We start from the raw sequence: 19245 nt of genomic DNA, 5'->3' as shown, positions 1-19245 counted from the left end.
TTACTTTCGTCCATGTAACCGATTACATGAGAAGGGTTAATTTGATAGTCATCACAGTTTTTACTGTTGACGACGCATTCATCGTGAAAAATAGGGCGCGACAGAATCGCGGATCACCAGTTCGGCATTGAAATGATTGCTGCTGGGCGGCGGCGTAATGCCCTGGTATAACTGTATCGCCAGTTGCGCGGCACAACGCGCCATTTGTTCGACCGGATAATGCATTGTTGTTAACGCCGGATAAAGATACCGGGCCAGCACCACATCATCAAAGCCGACAATAGAGAGCTGTTGCGGAAGCTGAACGCCGCGTTGATGAAGAATACGCATAATGCCAGCGGCCATCACATCGTTAAACGTGACCGCTGCCGTAAGGGGAAGCCCGCTATTAATAAGTTGATGCGCGGCCCGCTCGCCGCCTTCTTCGTTAAACGGAACGCTAATCACCCAGCGAGGGTCTGGAGAAATACCATATTCTTCCAGCGCCTCACGGTAACCATCAAGGCGTTCCTGACGATCGATAATTGGCAAGTCAGATGTCACACAGGCAATGCGCCGATGCCCGTTCGCCAGGAGATATCGGGTCGCTTCCCTGGCGGCGCTGCGATTTTCCAGCCAGATACACCGGTTGGCCATACCGGCGATATAACGATTAACAACAACCAGCGCTGGAAAGTGGGCTGCGTAGCGCAGCAGCTCTTTATCCGGTAATCGGCTGGCGTGTACAACAATAGCCTCACAGCCTTGATTAACCAGAAAATCCAGTCCCGCTTTTTCCATTTCTTCATCGTGGCCGCCGCTACATACCATCAAGCGATACTGCTGCTTACGAGAAACATCTTCTACGCCGCGAGCAAGGTGGGCAAAAAAAGGATCAGCCAGATTGCCGGTTAACAATCCGAGCATATCGCCGCTACGTTTCGCCAGCGCGATAGCGGCGGCATTCCGGCGATAATTGAGATCGCGCATGGCTTTCTCTACACGTTCGCGCGTGACGGGTTCAACCCACGCGGTCTGGTTAATGACACGTGATACAGTCGCGGTTGATACACCGGCCAAAGATGCAACATCCTTTATTGTCGCCATGTTAAGCTCATATTTGTTCGTTTAAAGGGTATCAAAGCCATTGATTATCATGTTACGTGGAAATCAGTGCAATCACTGCGGCGCAGCCTGAATTTATAAACATTTTTAAAATCATCCTAAATCCTGGTAACTGCAAATTTTAGTAGCTACCTCAATGAGTTATTGACCACTGAATTTTCTACGATAACATGACTAACAATATACACATGATAAGAACCACTACACTGGGAAATCGTTGCGTGGTGGTTCGGAGATAGATGATGAGTAGTATTACAAAAAACATACAGAATGAATATGTTTTATTGATGGAAAACGCTTTTTCTGAAAAATATAAATATGCATTTAGAAATTTAGAACTGAAAGAATTACGTAGATTCATCCTGAAAGAGCTAATTAGCTCTCCCGAGTTAGATAATCAACTTACAAACCTAATGGTGTTGCTAAATAAATTTTGGGATACTCACGCCGCGGCGCTTATAACAGAAGTGCGGGCGTCTAAAAGCTATCGATTATTACTGCCAATTCAACGATTTGGTTATAACATATCTAATCACCTTAGATCTCTGGGGATTTATTTTGATAGCATCATAATGGTTGATCCATTACACTTTCCTTCTCTTAGCTCTCTGCATTCATTTTTGTCATTGCCACCAGATAATAGTTATGTCCGCATGCGCAGGTTGGTATTACTTGAACATGTTTCCAATCTATTTCGCGCCATCCCATTTATGACTATTGATGATGATTATCCAATTTTTCTAATCGTTCCTGAATTACTGGATTTTGATAAAGAACGCAATCATGAACAATCTGCCGCTTTTCTAAGCCAGCTCTTTTTTAAAGATAGAAAAATGGATTACGCTACTTATTTAGCGTTTCTTGAGCACTTTGGGAGAAATGAAGAAACATTCCAGAAGATCCTAACAAATAAAGAATTATTAAAAACATTGCTTAATAATTTCAATAACATCGAAAAAGAAGTCTGGGTTTACGATACAGATTTAAAGAGTTTTACAACAAGAGAGGTAGATCTTCTGGATTACGATCTGCCGTCAGCTATAGCAACCTTACTGGGTAAGGTTGAAGGTGCAATTTATGCACAACGATCAACTCAATTATCGGCAACACTATTAGGCATTGATCCGGTTATTTATAGTAACCATATGTTTTTACATGAATGGACTACGGAGCAGTTAGTCAAGGATTATGGTAAATTAAATCCTCTTTCTTCTGAAGAGCAAGCGATTACAATGGGCCTTTCAGCCGCGGAAGTAAAATTCCTTACTGCGCTTTCCGATCTGGAATTAAAAAAGATTAGAGAAAGAGGTCAACTGGAATCCTTAAGGCATGAACTAAGAATCTCAAGGCATGACTTGCAAGGAAAAACACCAGATCAAATGCAAGATGCGGCAAATAATTTTTCAAAACATTTAATCAATGTGGTCGAAGAGTATGGAAAGTCGCATGAATCAGCCATTAAGAATTCAAAGAAAAAAAAGATCTCATCTGGATTAATTTTTGCAGGAACAGCCACGTTAGGTATAGCTTCACTTGCCATGCCGCAACTGACATTACTTTCAGCAGCAGCAACGGGAATTGGCCTGGCCTTTGGAGGTAAAAGTCTGGCAGATATTTTTAGTGAACATAAAGCACATAAAAATGAAATCCAGATATTAGAAAAAACACCCGTATCGCTTTTGTATGGGGCATATAAAAAGAAATAGTCATACTGTGTATACCGTCTGGTAGCGGAAGTCAGTTTTTGAAGCAATTGTCGTAAAGTTACTCAAACAATCATTTCGGCTTTGCTGATAAGCACAGCGGCTTGTCCGGTGGTGAGTCGGTAGTCACAGGGTAGGGGAGGAATACATCCTATGGCGTTTCAATGTCTGAAAACACTACCACATCTTGTGTCAGAGGGCCGCTGCGCGCCAGGCCGTTTCGCAAAGTTCGATTGCTTTTGCAGTCAGTACTGCCCTTAACAAATAGCCAGCTCGTTCACGACCTCAGCTACGCTCTTGATGCTGCGGATATTTCCAATGCCCGTGCCCAGCGCAATGTATCCTTCATCTGTATTACCTTCCAGCATGCCGATACGCAACCCGCGTAAACCTCCCATCGTCTGGGCCAGTTCTTCATTGCTTGCACCAGCTTTATCCATCGACACGAGCTTGTCAGCCAGCTTGCCAGGAAGTGAGCGGTAGTAATCTGGCAGGGTACGGAAAAGCAGCAAATCCAGGCCGTTAGCATTAATGATTTTATCCTTTACTGACTGTGGTACACGACTTTCTTCTGTCCCAATAAACACCGAACCAGCAAAGACACCCTCTGCTCCCAGCGCATGGGCAGCACGGGCGGTACGGCTATCGGTAATCCCGCCTGCAGCCATGACGGGAACACTCTTCACCGAGTCCGCAATCAGCGGTACGATCGAAAAGGTGCCAAGAGCGGTGCCAGGCAATGTGCCACCTTCATCAAAACCTGTTGCAACAATAATGTCGGCGCCGGCTTTTTCCGCTAAACGTGTATTTTCAGGTGTCGGATTAATATCGCGGTAAATAATTGCAATACCCGACGCTTTTAGTTCATTAAACAGCGAAGTGATAATAGCTCCTTCTCCGTAACCGGTATAAACAACAGCTTTTACTCCCTCTTCCTTTATTACCTGTAGGATAGGCGGAGTCCAGATGTCGTTTTCAGGGGTTGGAATAAGGTTCACCCCGAATGGTTTTTCGGTAAGTTTTTTGGTTTTACGAATTTCTTCACGCATTTTTTCTGCTGTTTCTTCAGGCGTTGATACAGCAGTTTCCGCTGTTAAGCCCGCATTTGGGCCAAGCACACCCAAACCACCGGCGTTGCTTACGGCTGCAACCAGTCTTGCATCGGTAAGCCAGGACAATGGGCCTTGTATAACAGGTTTTTCGATACCCAGAATCTGGCAGATACGGTTGTACTTCATGACGTGATCTCCTTCGAACAAATTTTCAGCCAGCCTTTTAGGCGACTGTGGTAGTTAATTAATCTGAAGAAGATCTTAAGCCTCTTTATTGTTACGAAAAACTATCCAATCTTTAAAACAGAATTACTGATAAAGTAACAATAGCCAGGTCGGATATGCACGAAAGAGCGTTATCAGAGATGTGCATCCGGACCAAAAACCTCGCACAGCCAGTCGATGAATACACGAACTTTAGGTGCCAGATACCGACGATCCGGGTAAAGCAGTGAAACCGGTTTTGGCGGGGGCGGGAAATCAGTGAGGATCTCTGTCAGCTCTCCACTGGCAATAAAGGGTGCAAGAGACGGACGCAATCCGTGTAGAACACCCAACCCCGCCAGCCCGCATGAAAGAAACGCTTCTGAATTGTCTACCAGGATGCTGGAGGGAATTTTTATTGACGCGATACTGCCATCAACCGTGAATTTCCACTCCATTATCTGCAGGCTGTGATTACTGAAAAAATTTACAGCCCGGTGGGACTTCATCAGCTCATCGATAGAGTGCGGCGTGCCATGCTTCGCAAGATAAGATGGCGCAGCACAAGTCACCATGGCTGCCGTTCCCAGACGTCTGGCAACAAAACTGGAGTCATTAAGCTCACCAAGTCGGATGACGCAGTCCACACGCTCGGCAATCAAATCAATCTTGCGATCGGACGTGCCAAGTACAATCTCAATATCCGGGTATCGGTTCTGAAAATCTCCAAGAGCCGGAATGATGACTGCCCGGGCGAGCGTAATAGGGACGTCAAGGCGCAGGCGGCCTTTCGGCGGTTGCGTGCTGGAAAATAATCGCCGGACGTCGTCCAGCTCGCTTAAGAGCGACAGGCAACGCTGGTAAAACTCTTCCCCTTCATCCGTCATACTGACCTGTCGTGTTGTGCGATGCAGGAGCTTAACGCCCAGATCATGTTCCAGATTCTGAACGGCGCGGGTAACAGCAGGGCGGTGCAGCTCAAGCACCTCCGCCGCGCGGATAAAGCTCCCTTGCTCTACCACATTGACATAAATATTCATGGCTTCCAGCATATTCAGCTGCATCTGTTCTCAGTCCTCAACCATTATTTGTGTCGAAGGGGGAAGCTCCTTATAACATTCCTGTCTGCTGGAACATATCCCTTTCTGAGCTGATTGTTTTATCTGGAGTAACATACTGCTATCGATACATGACTTTTACCGGGTGGTTGAGGTAAGACATGTCATTTGTAAAATCGCTACCAATTCTTCGCAACCTTTTTGGATGTTCGGCGGCGTCGTCTACAAAAACAAACAGGCCAGGCGATACGGTTACGCATGTGCAGGTCATGCCAGGCGCGACGCTAAAATACGAGCCGATTATGTTTGACCGCCGCCAGTGTAGCGAGTGTGAATGGCAGACAGTGAATAATCAAACCTCGTGAAATGAGGTTCCCATTAATTTTTTAGCCCATGTCAGCGCAGCGCAGGAAAATTGCCCGTCGTCTGGAAAAAAGCCCGTTATTAAAACGGGAACTGTCGGAAATGGCTGTTGAGTCCTACGGCGATGCCGTGTTATCTGCAGCGCGTGAAACAGGCCTTGATGAAAAGAGTTTTCCGTCTGAAATGCCCTGGGCGCTCGCTGATACGCTGTGCGACGATTTCATCCTGGACTGACACACTGACAATGACGAACCGAACACAATGGCCGGTTTTTTTATGCCTGCGCGGCGTAATCGTGTGCAGGATAGCGGGTGCAAATAAACAGAATTCGCTCAGCGTCACGGCAGGGAAGGGAAGGGATCAAACTTATGGGCCAGAAGTTTTTTGACATGCACGAATCCAGCCGCCTTAACATGTCTTTTAAATGTTCTGGTGCATTTAACATAATATACATTATGCGCACTAACGTCAGGTAACGAAGATTGTAGCCAGATTGGTGCAGTAGTTAGTTCGCATAACAGTTGGATTGTCTTGCGCCCTCTGGTTCAGATTGAGGATGGCTATGGCTAAGCTCTCACTGCGTTCGAGGGATTGTGCTCGTTGTGATTTCTTCATTCACCTGACCGACATCTTCAAAATCATCAAAACCTGTTTCGTCTTTTAGCTTGTGCAAGCCTCGACATTAGCTGGATGTGATTCTGGTTACTGCAAACTGGAACGCTTCTTCTTTGCTTCGACTATGTGCCCACTTCGGCATTAGTTGATTTTGGAATTCTTCTGATGCGTCAGTTTTGGTTTCATTATTTGGGGAAATGATGACCACGCAAAAACTGATGCGCAGAGATTCGTTGTACTGCCCAACGTTAAACTTCGTAGCACTGGTGAGATTCCAGTAAGCACGCCAATCTTGTTTACAATTTGAAGATTCTAGACACTGACAATTGTTATACAATTTTAGCTGTTGCTGTCCGACCTCCCATAGTGGATGCTCCCAAAGAGCGATGGATTATTTCATCGGTAACAAATGTCTTAGACCAGACACTAAATCTGTCCGTGTTGTTGTAATGACAACGGCTACTCCATTCTAGGCTGACTCCCATATCAGTAAGGTAGAAATACGTCTGTAGCTAACAAGCTGCATTCTCTGGAGAGCAAAACCATCTGTCGCAGGCTGGCTCCCATACCAGTAGCGTAGGAATACTAAGAAGACAACTTAGACGGATGGTGAAATGTCATTAGTAATTGCTTCTACGAATCTGTTGTTTTAACTGTACCCATTGATTCAGAATCTGTCAGCCTTAAGCAAGCTGATGGACGATGAGTGTTAACGGCTTTCCGGTGCACTGGATACAAGCTGTTGGCTTGCTTCGCTTAAAGCAAATGGGATGGAAGATTCAGGACTAGCTACCCTACTCTTTCATGGCTCTAAAGCAATTATCATGACATTTCTTTGTTATGAGGAATTGTTATGCGCCTGTATTGTGAAATGTATCGAAAGTAGTGCGTGTGTGTATCGTGGATTCATGACTGCCAAAAAGCGGAGAGTGTTCCCAGCTTCCATTGTACACACACTCAACAACTTTCACTTTTTAGTTAAGGTCTGAAATTAAAAGGTGCGTCTTTAATAATACTGTATACAGATTGATTAGGCGCTCTTGGGAATTTATCTATTGTGCGTAGACCTTCCTTAAGATAATTACAGAAATCATTATCGCCATTGTACGAATCAGTCCCAAGTAGCGTTCCATCTGTTCCTGTATGAATAACTACAGAACACTGCTTACCTTAGCAGGTTCACAAAGGATACAAAGGTGTTCATGTGTGTGAACGCTGGCATTGCTTTCAGAACTTCTGTTCAGACCTTCCAGCAATTCCCGGATATAATTCCATCATGGCTTCTTACCAGTTCATAAATCCGCTGTTCAAGAGCATCACTTACCATATTTTATCGCTTCCTCTGGCAATACGGTTGTAATCCCTGCCTGCGACACGTCAGAGGCCAGAATAATCCATCCGACTGTTCAGCAAGGCCACCAAGTAAAATAATATCACCATCTGCAAGGCTGACTTCGGTTGTTACATCACGCTTGATAAGGGTTGGCGAGTTATTAACGCCGGTTTCAGTGGTCACAAGCGAGGTTCTGGACATCTGAACTTAGCCTTGAAAAAACCGTCAGCTGCCCGCATCACTGACCGGGCTGGAGCTGAATCCCCTTCGTGAAGGATGCTTTTATTAGTACTATTAAAGGTGCTATATTTAGTCATCAACCAGGAGGTAAATTATGGCATTTCAAATTTTAACGACTACTGCAGCAAGCATTACAGAACTGAAACGTGATCCAATGGGAACTTTCAATGCCGGAGATGGCGCTCCAGTTGCCATTCTTAACCGTAATGAACCGGCTTTCTACTGTGTGCCTCCGGCACTTTATGCTCATCTTATGGATATTCTTGAGGATGAAGAACTCGGTCGTATTATCGATGAGCGTGCGAATGAACGCGTCATTGAGGTCAACATTGATGACTTATAAGCTGGCATTTAACGAATCTGCACTAAAAGAGTGGAAAAAGCTGGGACATGCTATACAGGAACAGTTTAAAAAAAAGTTACGGGAACGGCTTGAAAACCCTCGGGTTCCGGCTTCTCAATTACATGGAAGAAAGGATCAGTACAAAATTAAGCTGCGTGGTGCAGGATACAGACTGGTGTACAGCGTCGAAGATGAAATTATCACGGTAACTGTCATTGGTGTTGGAAAGCGTGAAAATGATGCCGTCTACAAAATGACACGACACAGAAGCTAATCACTCAGAAAATGCTCTCTTTCCCGTCAAGCGATACGACAAACAGGCCCAGTTCTTTTATGTGACGGCACCTTGACATATGCCACGTATATGAAACTATGACCTACGTTGTGTATGTGACATTCATTTTATTCCCGCCCGAAGTGTTTACGCTATCTGAGGATAACATTATGACGCAACGTATCGCGGTTTTTCCTGCTGACCGCCATTCTCTGTATGAGGAACATGGGTATTCCGCAGCCATCCGTTCTGGTGATTTACTGTTTGTTTCAGGCCAGGTAGGCAGTCACACAGACGGAACGCCGAAGCATATGTACCGGTTTTATTTTATTCATCCCTACCCTTCATCCTGTATGATTAACATGCAATCACCAAACATATCGAACTGACATGACTGGATATCTTCTGAGGCATAGGCCTTCATGAGTAGATCAACCCCAGCAAACTGACCGGTTAACACCATATGCGTCGTTTTTGGCTGATGTAAGTTCGTTAGCAGGCAGTCAACCACTTTCAGTTGATAGCCTGGATGTATATAAAGTGCAGTCCAGCCAGAACTTGCTTTGAGGCAATTGTGCTCCCTCGAATACGCGGATTCCAGGCATCGTGTAACGGTAGTTCCTACGGCAAAAATACGTCCGCCATTTTGCTTCGCAGTATTAATGATATCCGCTGTTGCTTGCGGAACTTCGTAGTATTCTTCGTTGATAGTCACTTCCTCTACACATTTTGTTTGTATTTTTCTGTTGGACAACATTTCTGTTGATGCAACATGTAAAGTAATAAAAGATATTAACCCACCTTTATCTTTGATTCTTTGGATAAGATCCCAGGTAAAATGAATGCCGGCAGAAGGTATTTCCAAAGAGCCATACTTTTTAGAAAAAACGGAACGGTAAGCATCTGGATATTTATAAAACAAGCTGGAGTCCACATACTCATCAAGACGCTCACCATGACTGGCTAAATAGCAAATTAAGGCCTCATGATTTTCCACGACGGCTCGGTACTGGCTCTCTTCGCTAAACTTTTGCTCTATTTTAATGGAAATTCCAGGGTTATCAACCAAATAGAAAACATCATTCGCGTTAAGTCTTTCTTTTAAAAGTCCGGAAATAATTACTCTATTATTTGGTAAAAATCCCTCTAAAACAATTTTAATTAATCTATTCTGTCTTGTTTTACAGATAAACATATGGTTTATTATAGTACTGTCGTTAAAACAGATTACATCACCTTCTTTGATATAATCTGTTACTTTACTAAAGTCTACCTTATGAATTTCCCCTTTACTCCGGTTGAGGACAAGCATTTTACACTTTTCCCTGTATGAATCATTGGCTATCCAATGAGGTCTGAGTGGGATAGTCATCTGATCGGTAATGCGAAAATCATATTTTTCGGTAAGCATATATTTACCCTTTGAAAAACCATTGATACGGCGATTGTTATATAGCCGTATTCTGCAGTATACGTTGGCCTTTCAAAGGGTGAAAATTAACTCGATAAATGTTGTTGTTATATTTACTTTGCTGGCTATTTAATCAATGTCAGATACCGATATTAAGCTGGACGATCGGATTTGACCGCCCTTTTCTTTTGCTTATTCCGGCATTGAAGCATCGCTATCCATTGCATCGGCAAACTTTTGCATTAACCGAACAAAGACATCAAGTTCCTCCTGAGGCCAGTCTTTAAAAATAACTTTGCCCATTTGCTCTCGAGCAGCGTCTATACGCTCCGTCATCGCCTTTCCTGTCCGGGAGATAACGGCCTCGCGTATACGACGATCGATGGCATTATGCTGCCGTATTATCAACCCCAGCTTCTCCAGTTTGGCGACCTGTCGGCTTACCGTCGTATAATCACGACCGGCACGTTCGGCTAACTCAACAACGCCAATCGGCCCTAAACGTTCGATACTAATAAGGATCGAAAATAGCGCACGATCGAGTTGAATCCCCGCCTCTGCAATTAATTTCTCATCATTACGAGGCCGGTTAAGCGCGCTCACCACGCGAATCAACGCACCGTGAAGCGCCTTCATTTGCTCGGAAATATGTGTATCTTGCACATTTTTATTTTCTGACATAGCATGTCTCCTCTTATGTGCATAATACACATATTGGAGAGACGATGACAAGATACACCACTACAGATGTACTGATCTGCGGCGCTGGCGTAACCGGGCTTACTTTAGCCATCGAACTGGCGCGTCACGGGGTCTCATTTCGCCTGATTGAGAAAAGAACGACGCCTTTTATCGGCTCCCGCGGTAAAGGTATTCAGCCGCGAACGCAAGAAATCTTCGAGGATCTTGGAATACTCAATAAAGTGGTCGCCGCCGGCGGGCTCTATCCCCGATTACGAACCTACCGTCACGACGGAAGCTATGTAGATTCAGATATTGCGCATCATACAAAACCGACCCACGCCGAACCCTACCATCTGCCATTGATGGTTCCACAGAACGTGACAGAAACGATTATGCGAGAGCAATTAAAAGCGTGGGGACATCGGGTGGAGTTCGGCTGCGAGTTACGACATTTTGCGCAAACCCCACGCACGGTCACCGCGTATGTTGCCGGGCCGGCTGGAGAAGAGGTCATCATCGCGCATTATTTGATAGGCGCGGATGGCGGCGGAAGCTTTGTCAGAAAGAAATTAGGCGTCAGCTTCCCCGGCCGTACGTTGGGAATCCATGCGCTTGTGGCTGACGCTTCGCTTTCCGGTCTGAACCGGGATGTATGGCACCATTTTAACGATGGCGATATGGCGCGGATGATAATGATTTGCCCTCTCGCCGGCACGCAGCTCTTTCAAATCCAGGCATTGTTGGCCCCGGACGACTCGCAGAATTTCTCAGCCGACGTGCTCACGGCTTTTCTTACTGAGCGAATCGGGCGGACGGATGTTCGCATCCATTCGATTCCCTGGGTATCGAAGTACCAGATGAATGCGCGCATAGCGGAACATTACCGTGTGGGTAAGGTTTTTTTAGCCGGTGATGCCACTCATGTGCATCCGCCGACGGGTGGGCAAGGGTTAAATACCAGCATCCAGGATGCCTATAACCTGGGATGGAAAATGGCAGCCTCGCTGCGGGGCGCAGGAGAAGAGCTTCTCGATAGCTATGAACAGGAACGCCGCCCGGTAGCCGAATCACTGCTCCACCTTTCTACCCGATTACTTGACTCTCAAAAACAGGGCGGCATCAAACGAGAACGCGACGTTCAACAACTTGACATCCAGTATACCAACTCCCCCTTAGCCCACTCGTTGCCCGAACGTCAGCATGGGTTACAAGCGGGAGAAAGAGCGCCGGATGCTCCTCTTTTGGGCGCCGGCGGCCAATCATTACGATTATTTCAGTTACTACAAGGTCCGGACTGGAATCTGTTGGCCTACGAAACCCACGGTAAGGTCATCGATGCGCGGCGAGGTCTGCGTATTCATCACATTGGCGAGCAGGACGAGCTCATCGATACCCTGGGGCACTTCCGGGAGTCCTATCAACTGGCGCCGGGTCAATGCGTGCTGATCCGACCCGATGGCTATGTCGGCGCGTTCTTTCACAGCAAACAGTGCAACGATATTGAAAATTATCTCTCTCGTTTTGCCATAGGGATTAAAGATGAATACTAATGTCTATGAGAACACCGACAGCGAAACTATCACCCCGCTCAACAAGCGGCGTATTTTGCCTGTTTTCCTGCTTGTCGGCCTTTACGCCGCCAGTACAGCGGCAGTGATGTCGGTACTGCCTTTTTATATCCGCGAGATGGGCGGTTCGCCGCTTATCATTGGAATCATCATCGCCACTGAGGCTTTTAGCCAATTTTGTGCAGCGCCCCTGATTGGCCACCTTTCCGATCGCGTTGGCCGCAAGCGAATACTGATTGTCACGCTGGCTATTGCGGCGATAAGTTTACTATTACTCGCCAACGCGCAATGTATCCTGTTTATCCTGCTCGCCCGCACGCTTTTTGGCATTAGCGCCGGGAATTTGTCAGCCGCCGCAGCTTATATTGCCGATTGTACGCACGTCAGAAATCGGCGCCAGGCAATCGGTATCCTCACAGGCTGCATTGGTTTAGGCGGTATTGTCGGGGCAGGCGTTTCAGGGTGGCTATCGCGTATCAGTCTGAGCGCGCCGATCTACGCCGCCTTTATACTTGTCCTTGGGTCTGCCCTGGTCGCGATTTGGGGGTTAAAAGACCCGTCCACAACATCACGTACCGCAGATAAAATAGCGGCGTTCTCTGCCCGCGCTATTTTAAAGATGCCAGTCCTTCGCGTCTTAATCATCGTAATGCTTTGTCATTTCTTCGCCTATGGCATGTACTCTTCACAATTACCTGTTTTTCTTTCTGACACCTTCATCTGGAATGGGCTTCCCTTTGGGCCAAAAGCGTTAAGCTACCTGTTAATGGCGGACGGGGTTATTAATATTTTCGTTCAGCTATTTCTGTTAGGTTGGGTGAGCCAATATTTTTCGGAGCGAAAGCTAATTATCCTCATCTTCGCCCTTCTTTGTACTGGATTTCTCACTGCGGGTATCGCCACGACCATACCAGTGCTTATTTTTGCTATCGTTTGTATTAGCATCGCTGATGCGCTAGCCAAACCCACTTATCTTGCCGCCTTGTCCGTCCATGTATCGCCTGCCCGACAAGGTATCGTCATCGGAACGGCGCAGGCATTAATCGCAATCGCTGATTTTATATCCCCCGTATTGGGCGGATTGGTCCTGGGGTATGCCCTGTACGGCGTCTGGATCGGTATAGCTATCTCTGTCGCCATTATTGGTCTGGTGACGGCAATGATTTACCTTTCAAAAAGTTCAGTGCTAATAGTGAAACCAGAAACAGAATAATGTGACAACGTCACAAATATTATTGTTCCCTTCTTCCGTTATTTATCAAAAGTATTGTACTTATATTGAATGTTTAAGAGGTATTTATGGAAATTATGCTGGCTGGCATTTGCCCTTGTAACGCGCGGGGAAAGCATGAAAAAAATATATCTCGTTGTTATCGTACTGTTTTTTATTTCTACAAAAGTTTATACACTACTTCATAACAACATCTTCTTTTGTCGAAACAGCCCGGAGTGTGATTTGTCTCATGTTCTCCCCGACTACCGGGAGCAGATTTCAGGCACACCGTTAAAATATACCTTGATTAATATAGCTCCATTAGCACAGGTGGTAGTCAGACACTATGAGTTATTATCGCAACACTGGTCGCCAGATGACATGGTAACCCCTGCGCAATGGCGACATAACGTTGATATTTATATCCCTGAAACGGCAAAAGAGCACCATGCTTTGGTGGTTGTAAACAACGGAATTAATTATGAAAAAGGCGTACAAATCCCCAGTAAAGCTGGTGATTTCCCCCAGGAAACACTGGCAAGCATCTCCCGTGATACGAATACCATCGTAATATCAGTGAGTGATATACCTAACCAATATTTAACCTTTCAGGATGATAAAAAACCACTGAAAGAGGACGAGAGCGTTTCCCGAAGCTGGGCATTATTTATGGAAGCGCCGGAGCAACGTGAGTTAATGCCCTTAAATATTCCTATGGTCACTGCCATATCGCAAGCGATGAGATTAGCAAAAAAGGAATTAACGCAATGGAATATAAATTCCTTTATCATTACAGGTATTTCAAAGCGTGGGTGGGCCACCTGGTTGTCAGCTATTGCCGATCCTGATGTTGAAGCAATTGTTCCCTTCGCCATTGATCTACTTGATATTGATGCTTCACTTGAGCATATTTATCAATCATACGGTGGAAATTGGCCCATTACATTCTACCCCTACTACCAGCAAGGCATAGATGAGAAAATAAAATCCCCCACATTTACCCAACTAAGGCAAATAATAGATCCGCTAAGATATCTCAACACTATTTATCAACCCCGCCTTGCAATACCGAAATATATTATTAATGCAAGCGGCGATGATTTTTTCGTACCAGACAATACTCGCTTCTATTATAGCAAACTTCCTGGCGTAAAATCATTACGTATAGTGCCTAATATGAACCACTACTCAATTAACCAGTTCGCTGAAGAAAGCCTCGTTCCATTTATTAATAGGTTTCAAAGTAAAAAAACATTACCACAGTTGATCGGCCTTATTCACCACCATCTTCTTACGGTCTATTTCTCAGAAGCGCCGGTAAAAGTCGTTCGCTGGACAGCCAACAATCCAAATGCGCGTGATTTTCGTTATGCCTGTGGCATCCGCTATCAGCCGCTTACAATAGATATTCCCGCCAACAATAAGATCAGTATTACGCTAAATGAACCGAAGACAGGTTGGGAAGCTACCTATATCGAAGCCACTTTTAATGATGGCTATGTCGCCACGAGTCAGGTTTATATTACGCCCGATGAAAAATACCCACAGACAGCACCACCTTCCGTTAACGCCGCATGTCAAACGTTACCGGGGCGTGGATTAGGGGAAAACGATAGTCCCGATTGAATTTTCAAGTAATTGACTGATTTTAAAGAATTTTATCCATCACGCTTGCGATGGATAAAATTCCTCTGCGATAAATTTTTGTTATATTGATCACGTTCTAACCACAAGAGAGGTGATTTGAAAATAACCTTAAAATATTGTGGTCAGGCCACTAGACCACAATAAGAGGATTAATCATGAAAAGAAAAACAATGGGATGGCTTATCGTTTTTCTTCTATTTATAGTTTACATGCTCAACTATATGGATCGTTCAGCATTGTCGATAACTGCCCCCTTGATCGAAAAGGAGTTAGGATTTAACGCCGCGGAGATGGGAATGATCTTCAGCGCATTTTTTATCGGATACGCCCTGTTTAATTTTATTGGTGGCTGGGCCAGCGATAAAGTTGGGCCAAAAACGGTTTTTCTCATCGCAGCGTTACTATGGTCTGTATTTTGTGGCTTAACTGGTTTGGTCACCGGATTGTGGACAATGCTTATCGTGCGCGTTCTATTCGGTATGGCTGAAGGACCGATCAGCGCTGCCGGAAATAAAATCATCAATAACTGGATTTCCCGAAAGGAGTCTGCCACGGCGATCGGAATTTTTAGCGCCGGTTCCCCGCTCGGCGGCGCGGTGTCCGGGCCGATAGTGGGCCTGCTGGCGTTATCCTTAGGCTGGCGCCCCGCATTTGGCATTATTTTCTTATTTGGCCTGGTCTGGGTACTGCTGTGGTACTTTATCGTTAGCGATAAGCCAACAATGAGTAAACGCCTGGCGCCGGAAGAACGCATTGATTTTGAAAATCATGAGGACGTTATTTTATCTGATGATGGCCGGGCTACACCTTCACTCGGCTATTACATGAAACAACCAATGGTATGGGCGACAACTCTGGCTTTTTTCAGCTACAACTATATTCTTTTTTTCTTCCTGACCTGGTTCCCAAGTTACCTGAACCATTCGTTACATCTCGATATTAAAGAAATTAGTATCGCCACGGTAATTCCCTGGGTCATCGGCGCCATTGGTATGGTGCTCGGCGGCGTCTGTTCTGATGTAATTTATCGGATTACCGGTAATGCTCTGCTCTCACGTCGACTTATTCTGGGCGTATGTCTGGCAGGCGCGGCGGTATGTGTTGCCGTTTCCGGTACCGTTAGCACTATTGGTAGCGCAATTACGCTCATGTCAGTTTCACTCTTCCTGCTCTATTTAACGGGCCCAATTTATTGGGCGGTTATTCAGGATGTTGTTCATAAAGATAAGGTAGGGAGCGTCGGCGGAGCCATGCATGGCCTGGCTAATATATCCGGCATTATCGGTCCGCTTGTCACCGGTTTTATCGTTCAATTTAGCGGTAAATATGACTATGCGTTCTATCTGGCTGGTGCTATCGCTATCGTTTCAAGCCTGTTGGTCTTCGTGTTTGTAAAAAGTAAAGGATTCAAAGCCAATGAAAGTCAAAGCTGTGTTCATTAATAAGCCTGGTGAAGTTGAAACCCGCTGGGTGGATTATCCCCATAAGAAAGAAAATGAAGTATTAATTAAGGTTGATGCCGCAGGCATTTGCGGATCGGATATCGGGGCTTTTCGTGGAACGAACCCACTTGTTACTTACCCAAGAATTATCGGGCATGAAGTGACCGGAATTGTTCTTCAGGAAGGCACCGGAATGCCGGACAATATTAAAAAAGGCGACCGCGTGATTGTTGACCCCTATATTTATTGTGGTCACTGCTACCCTTGCTCTGTCGGCAGAACTAACTGTTGTGAAAATTTAAACGTCATTGGCGTGCATGTCGATGGCGCAATGCAGGAGGTGGTGACTCATCCCGCACATTTAATTCATAAAATACCAGATAACGTGCCTTCTGAAATGGCGCCGCTGGCAGAACCGCTGACCATCGCTCTGCACGCGCTGCACCGGGCAAACGTTAAGGCCGGGGAATATGTTGCCATCATCGGCGCGGGGGCCATTGGTCTTATGGCGGCATTAAGCGCGCGACATTACAAGGCAACGCCTATTCTGATCGATATTGTGGAAGAAAGGCTACGCTATGCACAAAAGCTTGGCGTTCCCTATGTGCTGAACGCCGCTGACGATCAGGTTATCGACGCTATTAAAAATATCACCCACGGCACCATGGCGCAGATCGTGATAGAAGCCTCCGGCGCAAATAGCGCTATTCGAAATACGCTTGATTTAGCATCGTTTGCTGGTCGTATTTCGTTTACCGGATGGCCAAAACAGGAAACGTCGCTGCCGACGAACCTGATCACCTACAAAGAACTGGATTTACGCGGTTCCCGCACCAGTGCCGGTGAATTTGATGAGGCATTACGTATGCTGTCTACGCTGGAGATTAATCCGCAAGATGTTGTCAGTAAGGTCGTCAATCTTGATGAGATCCCTGATGCAGTTAAAGAACTTGATCGCTATCCGGAGCGCTACTTAAAGATTAATGCTGTTTTCCATTGATTTACGGCAAGCTCCACCGCATGGCATGACCGCCATGCGGTGTTATTCATCGACAAAATTAGCCGCCGACAATCTTTCTCACATAGCGTAAATGTTCCAGCGATCCCTCATAGGCGCTGTCAGCATCAGACTGTCGCATCGCATCCACTATCGCTTTATGTTGTTTGTTGAGATTAAGTAAAACATTTCTGTCTCCAGACTGCTCATCAAGCCCGGCATAAGGGATATTAATCCGTTGTTCCCATAACATACGGGACATATCGAACAACACCCGGTTACGGCTGGCCTCAGAGATCGCAAGGTGAAACTCTTTATCCAGCGAGTAAAAGCCGTGGACGTTATTATCGTTAATGGCTTGATCCATACGATGATAAATCGCCTCTATTTGATTGATGACGTCAACGTTATCGTTTTGTGCGGCTAAGCGCGCACAATGGCTATCGACCAGCTCGCGAGTAGAGAGAATTTCTTCGATGGTATAGTCGCTGGCAAGGTGTTTTTTATCTGAAACGATAACCCCATTACCGGACTGAATCACGATCCATCCGGAGATCTCCAGTACAATAAGGGCTTCTCGCAAGGAGGCGCGGCTCACGCCAAGCTGTTTTGCCAGTTCGCGTTCTGGCGGTAAAAAAGTTCCCGGTGGAAAAATATTATCATTGATCAGCTTAATGATGAGGTTGGCTATCTTCTGATAGAGCCTCTCCTGCCTGACCTCAGGTATAACCATGCGCCCTCCAATCCATATCCAGGGGATTTTGAATGGATTTAGCATACCATCCTGGCGCTGGTGATCGTGATAATTAATTACCGTGCATGATAAAGAGAAGCAACCGCCGGTAGTCTCCATTACCTTCGCCGAGACTACCGGGGAACCTAAACCGAGACGAGCGATTTATCCTTTAACGTTGATTTTCTCGAACACGGGCGCAGTCGCGTTCTTAAACTGAGAAAGAGACCAGGTTTTATAGTTGATATCATTGTAGCCGCGCACCATCATCTCACCGTGCGTTAAGTCAGATAGCGTTGTCCAGACCGTATATTCTGAGACCGGTTTGCGGGTGGCGTTGCCTTCCCCTTCACTCCCCATATAATCAACCGTAATATTTTTCGGACGATCGAAACGGCTCATAATATGCGCAAGCGTATTCATTGCATCGTGGGCGGATGTCGCTTGCGGCGCATATGTGGTGTAATAAACGCCGCGTATAAAACGGGAAACCGACGTATCGGACGATGGCAAGTCTGCAATAGCAATCCCGCTATCAGGCTGCATCACTTTTATCCCGCCCAGTGTGCCTGAAGAGCGGTCCACATTGGTTAATTGCGTATAGTTATTCAGATTTGTCAGATGCCAGGGGAATGCGGGACCATTTGTCATCACGCGAGTGGGATTGTCATAGACATGGAATTTGCCATTTTCCACTTCAACGACAATGCTTCCTCCTTTCTTGTCGTAAAACGCATAATGAAATGGCGATTTCAGATCGCCAAACCGATGCAGTTCCGGTGACCAGAATTTGCCCTCTTTTATTGCCTGTTTTACCTCGCCGACAGTAGCAAAACGGGCCAGCGCCCATTCTCCCAACGAGGTGACAGGAATTGCCTGTTTATATTCACTCGCGGGCAATGGCGGCAACTGCGCATTCATGATCATGTTTTCACTAAATGACAATCCCGCGCTATTCATGCCTTCAAGTATGTCTCTGCTATCGCCATCAGTAATGGTGGAAGTAATGGCCAGTATCGGATATTTCGCCTGATAGCTTACTCCCTGACTGCCATCCGGCGTTTTTTTATCAAACTGCGTTCCCGCCGGATAATACGTTAACCACGAGGGTAAATCCTGCATATATTCCAGCGTACGTCCATGAAAAATATCGCCTTGTTTATCCTGAATAGCAAGGGTTGTGCAGGCCTGTGCAGCCAGGGCGTATGAAAACAGCGCCGGAGCGATAAATAACATTGCTTTACTTTTTTTCATCATGCTC

Annotated in this window: 16 protein-coding genes and 3 pseudogenes; 10 read left to right on the top strand and 9 right to left on the bottom strand. The window is 45.9% G+C overall.

Annotated elements, in window-relative coordinates; all coding sequences use genetic code 11:
• Positions 1-78: 78 nt before the first annotated feature.
• Positions 79-1086 (bottom strand): LacI family DNA-binding transcriptional regulator, encoded by a 1008-nt coding sequence (locus ACLD3P_RS05195; RefSeq protein WP_000201071.1) that lies wholly within the window; start codon positions 1084-1086, stop codon positions 79-81.
• Between the two features lie 257 nt (positions 1087-1343).
• Between ACLD3P_RS05195 and ACLD3P_RS05190 the strand changes: the two genes are divergently transcribed.
• Positions 1344-2810, top strand: a complete 1467-nt coding sequence (locus ACLD3P_RS05190; RefSeq protein WP_411006435.1) for a hypothetical protein — start codon at positions 1344-1346, stop codon at positions 2808-2810.
• A 254-nt stretch (positions 2811-3064) separates the two neighbouring features.
• On the opposite strand, the gene ACLD3P_RS05185 is transcribed toward ACLD3P_RS05190, so the two are convergent.
• Positions 3065-4045 carry an NAD(P)H-dependent flavin oxidoreductase gene (locus ACLD3P_RS05185; protein WP_000876807.1) on the bottom strand — a complete coding sequence of 327 codons (981 nt, stop codon included), beginning with the start codon at positions 4043-4045 and terminating at the stop codon, positions 3065-3067.
• A gap of 173 nt (positions 4046-4218) precedes the next feature.
• Positions 4219-5127 carry a LysR family transcriptional regulator gene (locus ACLD3P_RS05180; RefSeq protein WP_001176641.1) on the bottom strand — a complete coding sequence of 303 codons (909 nt, stop codon included), beginning with the start codon at positions 5125-5127 and terminating at the stop codon, positions 4219-4221.
• Between the two features lie 387 nt (positions 5128-5514).
• Here ACLD3P_RS05180 and ACLD3P_RS05175 point away from each other — a divergent pair, with 387 nt between their 5' ends.
• A complete protein-coding gene (locus tag ACLD3P_RS05175; RefSeq protein ID WP_001276024.1) occupies positions 5515-5718 on the top strand; it encodes a DUF29 family protein in 204 nt (67 codons plus the stop codon).
• A gap of 1359 nt (positions 5719-7077) precedes the next feature.
• Here ACLD3P_RS05175 and ACLD3P_RS05170 read toward each other — a convergent pair.
• Together ACLD3P_RS05170 and ACLD3P_RS05165 are read right to left on the bottom strand one after the other, a co-directional pair.
• Positions 7078-7257, bottom strand: a pseudogene (locus ACLD3P_RS05170) (cell envelope integrity TolA C-terminal domain-containing protein); the annotation flags it as partial.
• Positions 7258-7495: 238 nt separating this feature from the next.
• Positions 7496-7618, bottom strand: a pseudogene (locus tag ACLD3P_RS05165) (type II and III secretion system); the annotation flags it as partial.
• 148 nt (positions 7619-7766) lie between these two features.
• Between ACLD3P_RS05165 and ACLD3P_RS05160 the strand changes: the two are divergent.
• The 3 genes and pseudogenes from ACLD3P_RS05160 to ACLD3P_RS05150 all read left to right on the top strand — a co-directional run.
• Complete coding sequence (locus tag ACLD3P_RS05160; RefSeq protein ID WP_000885424.1) at positions 7767-8015, top strand: type II toxin-antitoxin system Phd/YefM family antitoxin; 249 nt, start codon at positions 7767-7769, stop codon at positions 8013-8015.
• The gene (locus tag ACLD3P_RS05155) at positions 8005-8289 is read left to right on the top strand and encodes a type II toxin-antitoxin system RelE family toxin (protein WP_131046335.1); all 285 of its coding nucleotides are present in this window, start codon (positions 8005-8007) and stop codon (positions 8287-8289) included. Before ACLD3P_RS05160 ends, ACLD3P_RS05155 begins: the two co-directional genes overlap by 11 nt.
• 170 nt (positions 8290-8459) lie before the next feature.
• Positions 8460-8597: pseudogene (locus ACLD3P_RS05150) on the top strand (RidA family protein); the annotation flags it as partial.
• Between the two features lie 29 nt (positions 8598-8626).
• On the opposite strand, the gene ACLD3P_RS05145 reads toward ACLD3P_RS05150, so the two are convergent.
• On the bottom strand, positions 8627-9700 hold the full coding sequence (locus tag ACLD3P_RS05145) for an S-adenosylmethionine:tRNA ribosyltransferase-isomerase (RefSeq protein ID WP_131046336.1): 1074 nt from the start codon (positions 9698-9700) through the stop codon (positions 8627-8629).
• 192 nt (positions 9701-9892) lie between these two features.
• Positions 9893-10381: a MarR family winged helix-turn-helix transcriptional regulator gene (locus tag ACLD3P_RS05140; protein WP_023137021.1), complete on the bottom strand. Its 489-nt coding sequence runs from the start codon at positions 10379-10381 to the stop codon at positions 9893-9895.
• A gap of 44 nt (positions 10382-10425) precedes the next feature.
• On the opposite strand from ACLD3P_RS05140, the gene ACLD3P_RS05135 reads away from it, so the two are divergent.
• The 5 genes from ACLD3P_RS05135 (at position 10426) to ACLD3P_RS05115 (ending at position 17254) form a co-directional block, all read left to right on the top strand.
• Positions 10426-11934 carry an FAD-dependent oxidoreductase gene (locus ACLD3P_RS05135; RefSeq protein WP_131046337.1) on the top strand — a complete coding sequence of 503 codons (1509 nt, stop codon included), beginning with the start codon at positions 10426-10428 and terminating at the stop codon, positions 11932-11934.
• Entirely contained in the window at positions 11924-13165 is a 1242-nt protein-coding gene (locus tag ACLD3P_RS05130) for an MFS transporter (protein ID WP_131046338.1), read from the top strand. The genes ACLD3P_RS05135 and ACLD3P_RS05130 overlap by 11 nt, the downstream gene beginning before the upstream one ends.
• A 69-nt stretch (positions 13166-13234) precedes the next feature.
• A complete protein-coding gene (locus ACLD3P_RS05125) occupies positions 13235-14791 on the top strand; it encodes a PhoPQ-activated pathogenicity-related family protein (protein WP_131046339.1) in 1557 nt (518 codons plus the stop codon).
• 176 nt (positions 14792-14967) lie between these two features.
• A complete protein-coding gene (locus tag ACLD3P_RS05120; RefSeq protein ID WP_131046340.1) occupies positions 14968-16254 on the top strand; it encodes an MFS transporter in 1287 nt (428 codons plus the stop codon).
• Complete coding sequence (locus ACLD3P_RS05115) at positions 16229-17254, top strand: zinc-binding alcohol dehydrogenase family protein (RefSeq protein WP_131046341.1); 1026 nt, start codon at positions 16229-16231, stop codon at positions 17252-17254. The genes ACLD3P_RS05120 and ACLD3P_RS05115 overlap by 26 nt, the downstream gene beginning before the upstream one ends.
• 58 nt (positions 17255-17312) lie before the next feature.
• On the opposite strand, the gene ACLD3P_RS05110 is transcribed toward ACLD3P_RS05115, so the two are convergent.
• Both ACLD3P_RS05110 and ACLD3P_RS05105 read right to left on the bottom strand, forming a co-directional pair.
• Complete coding sequence (locus ACLD3P_RS05110) at positions 17313-18104, bottom strand: FadR/GntR family transcriptional regulator (protein ID WP_001518759.1); 792 nt, start codon at positions 18102-18104, stop codon at positions 17313-17315.
• 45 nt (positions 18105-18149) lie between these two features.
• Entirely contained in the window at positions 18150-19241 is a 1092-nt protein-coding gene (locus tag ACLD3P_RS05105) for a choloylglycine hydrolase family protein (RefSeq protein ID WP_000976503.1), read from the bottom strand.
• Between the last annotated feature and the right edge of the window lie 4 nt (positions 19242-19245).

It is taken from the genome of Salmonella sp. 741265073_HBA (assembly GCF_046569105.1).
Lineage (GTDB): Bacteria > Pseudomonadota > Gammaproteobacteria > Enterobacterales > Enterobacteriaceae > Salmonella > Salmonella enterica.
The sequence above is the reverse complement of the archived record's forward strand: the minus strand, read 5'-3'. Positions and strand labels throughout refer to the sequence as shown.

Bases quoted from the DNA above. Each gene is read 5' to 3' on its own strand.
- ACLD3P_RS05195 (WP_000201071.1), bottom strand. From the start codon at position 1,086: ATGGCGACAATAAAGGATGTTGCATCTTTGGCCGGTGTATCAACCGCG.
- ACLD3P_RS05190 (WP_411006435.1), top strand. From the start codon at position 1,344: ATGATGAGTAGTATTACAAAAAACATACAGAATGAATATGTTTTATTG.
- ACLD3P_RS05185 (WP_000876807.1), bottom strand. From the start codon at position 4,045: ATGAAGTACAACCGTATCTGCCAGATTCTGGGTATCGAAAAACCTGTT.
- ACLD3P_RS05180 (WP_001176641.1), bottom strand. From the start codon at position 5,127: ATGCAGCTGAATATGCTGGAAGCCATGAATATTTATGTCAATGTGGTA.
- ACLD3P_RS05175 (WP_001276024.1), top strand. From the start codon at position 5,515: ATGTCAGCGCAGCGCAGGAAAATTGCCCGTCGTCTGGAAAAAAGCCCG.
- ACLD3P_RS05160 (WP_000885424.1), top strand. From the start codon at position 7,767: ATGGCATTTCAAATTTTAACGACTACTGCAGCAAGCATTACAGAACTG.
- ACLD3P_RS05155 (WP_131046335.1), top strand. From the start codon at position 8,005: ATGACTTATAAGCTGGCATTTAACGAATCTGCACTAAAAGAGTGGAAA.
- ACLD3P_RS05145 (WP_131046336.1), bottom strand. From the start codon at position 9,700: ATGCTTACCGAAAAATATGATTTTCGCATTACCGATCAGATGACTATC.
- ACLD3P_RS05140 (WP_023137021.1), bottom strand. From the start codon at position 10,381: ATGTCAGAAAATAAAAATGTGCAAGATACACATATTTCCGAGCAAATG.
- ACLD3P_RS05135 (WP_131046337.1), top strand. From the start codon at position 10,426: ATGACAAGATACACCACTACAGATGTACTGATCTGCGGCGCTGGCGTA.
- ACLD3P_RS05130 (WP_131046338.1), top strand. From the start codon at position 11,924: ATGAATACTAATGTCTATGAGAACACCGACAGCGAAACTATCACCCCG.
- ACLD3P_RS05125 (WP_131046339.1), top strand. From the start codon at position 13,235: ATGTTTAAGAGGTATTTATGGAAATTATGCTGGCTGGCATTTGCCCTT.
- ACLD3P_RS05120 (WP_131046340.1), top strand. From the start codon at position 14,968: ATGAAAAGAAAAACAATGGGATGGCTTATCGTTTTTCTTCTATTTATA.
- ACLD3P_RS05115 (WP_131046341.1), top strand. From the start codon at position 16,229: ATGAAAGTCAAAGCTGTGTTCATTAATAAGCCTGGTGAAGTTGAAACC.
- ACLD3P_RS05110 (WP_001518759.1), bottom strand. From the start codon at position 18,104: ATGGAGACTACCGGCGGTTGCTTCTCTTTATCATGCACGGTAATTAAT.
- ACLD3P_RS05105 (WP_000976503.1), bottom strand. From the start codon at position 19,241: ATGATGAAAAAAAGTAAAGCAATGTTATTTATCGCTCCGGCGCTGTTT.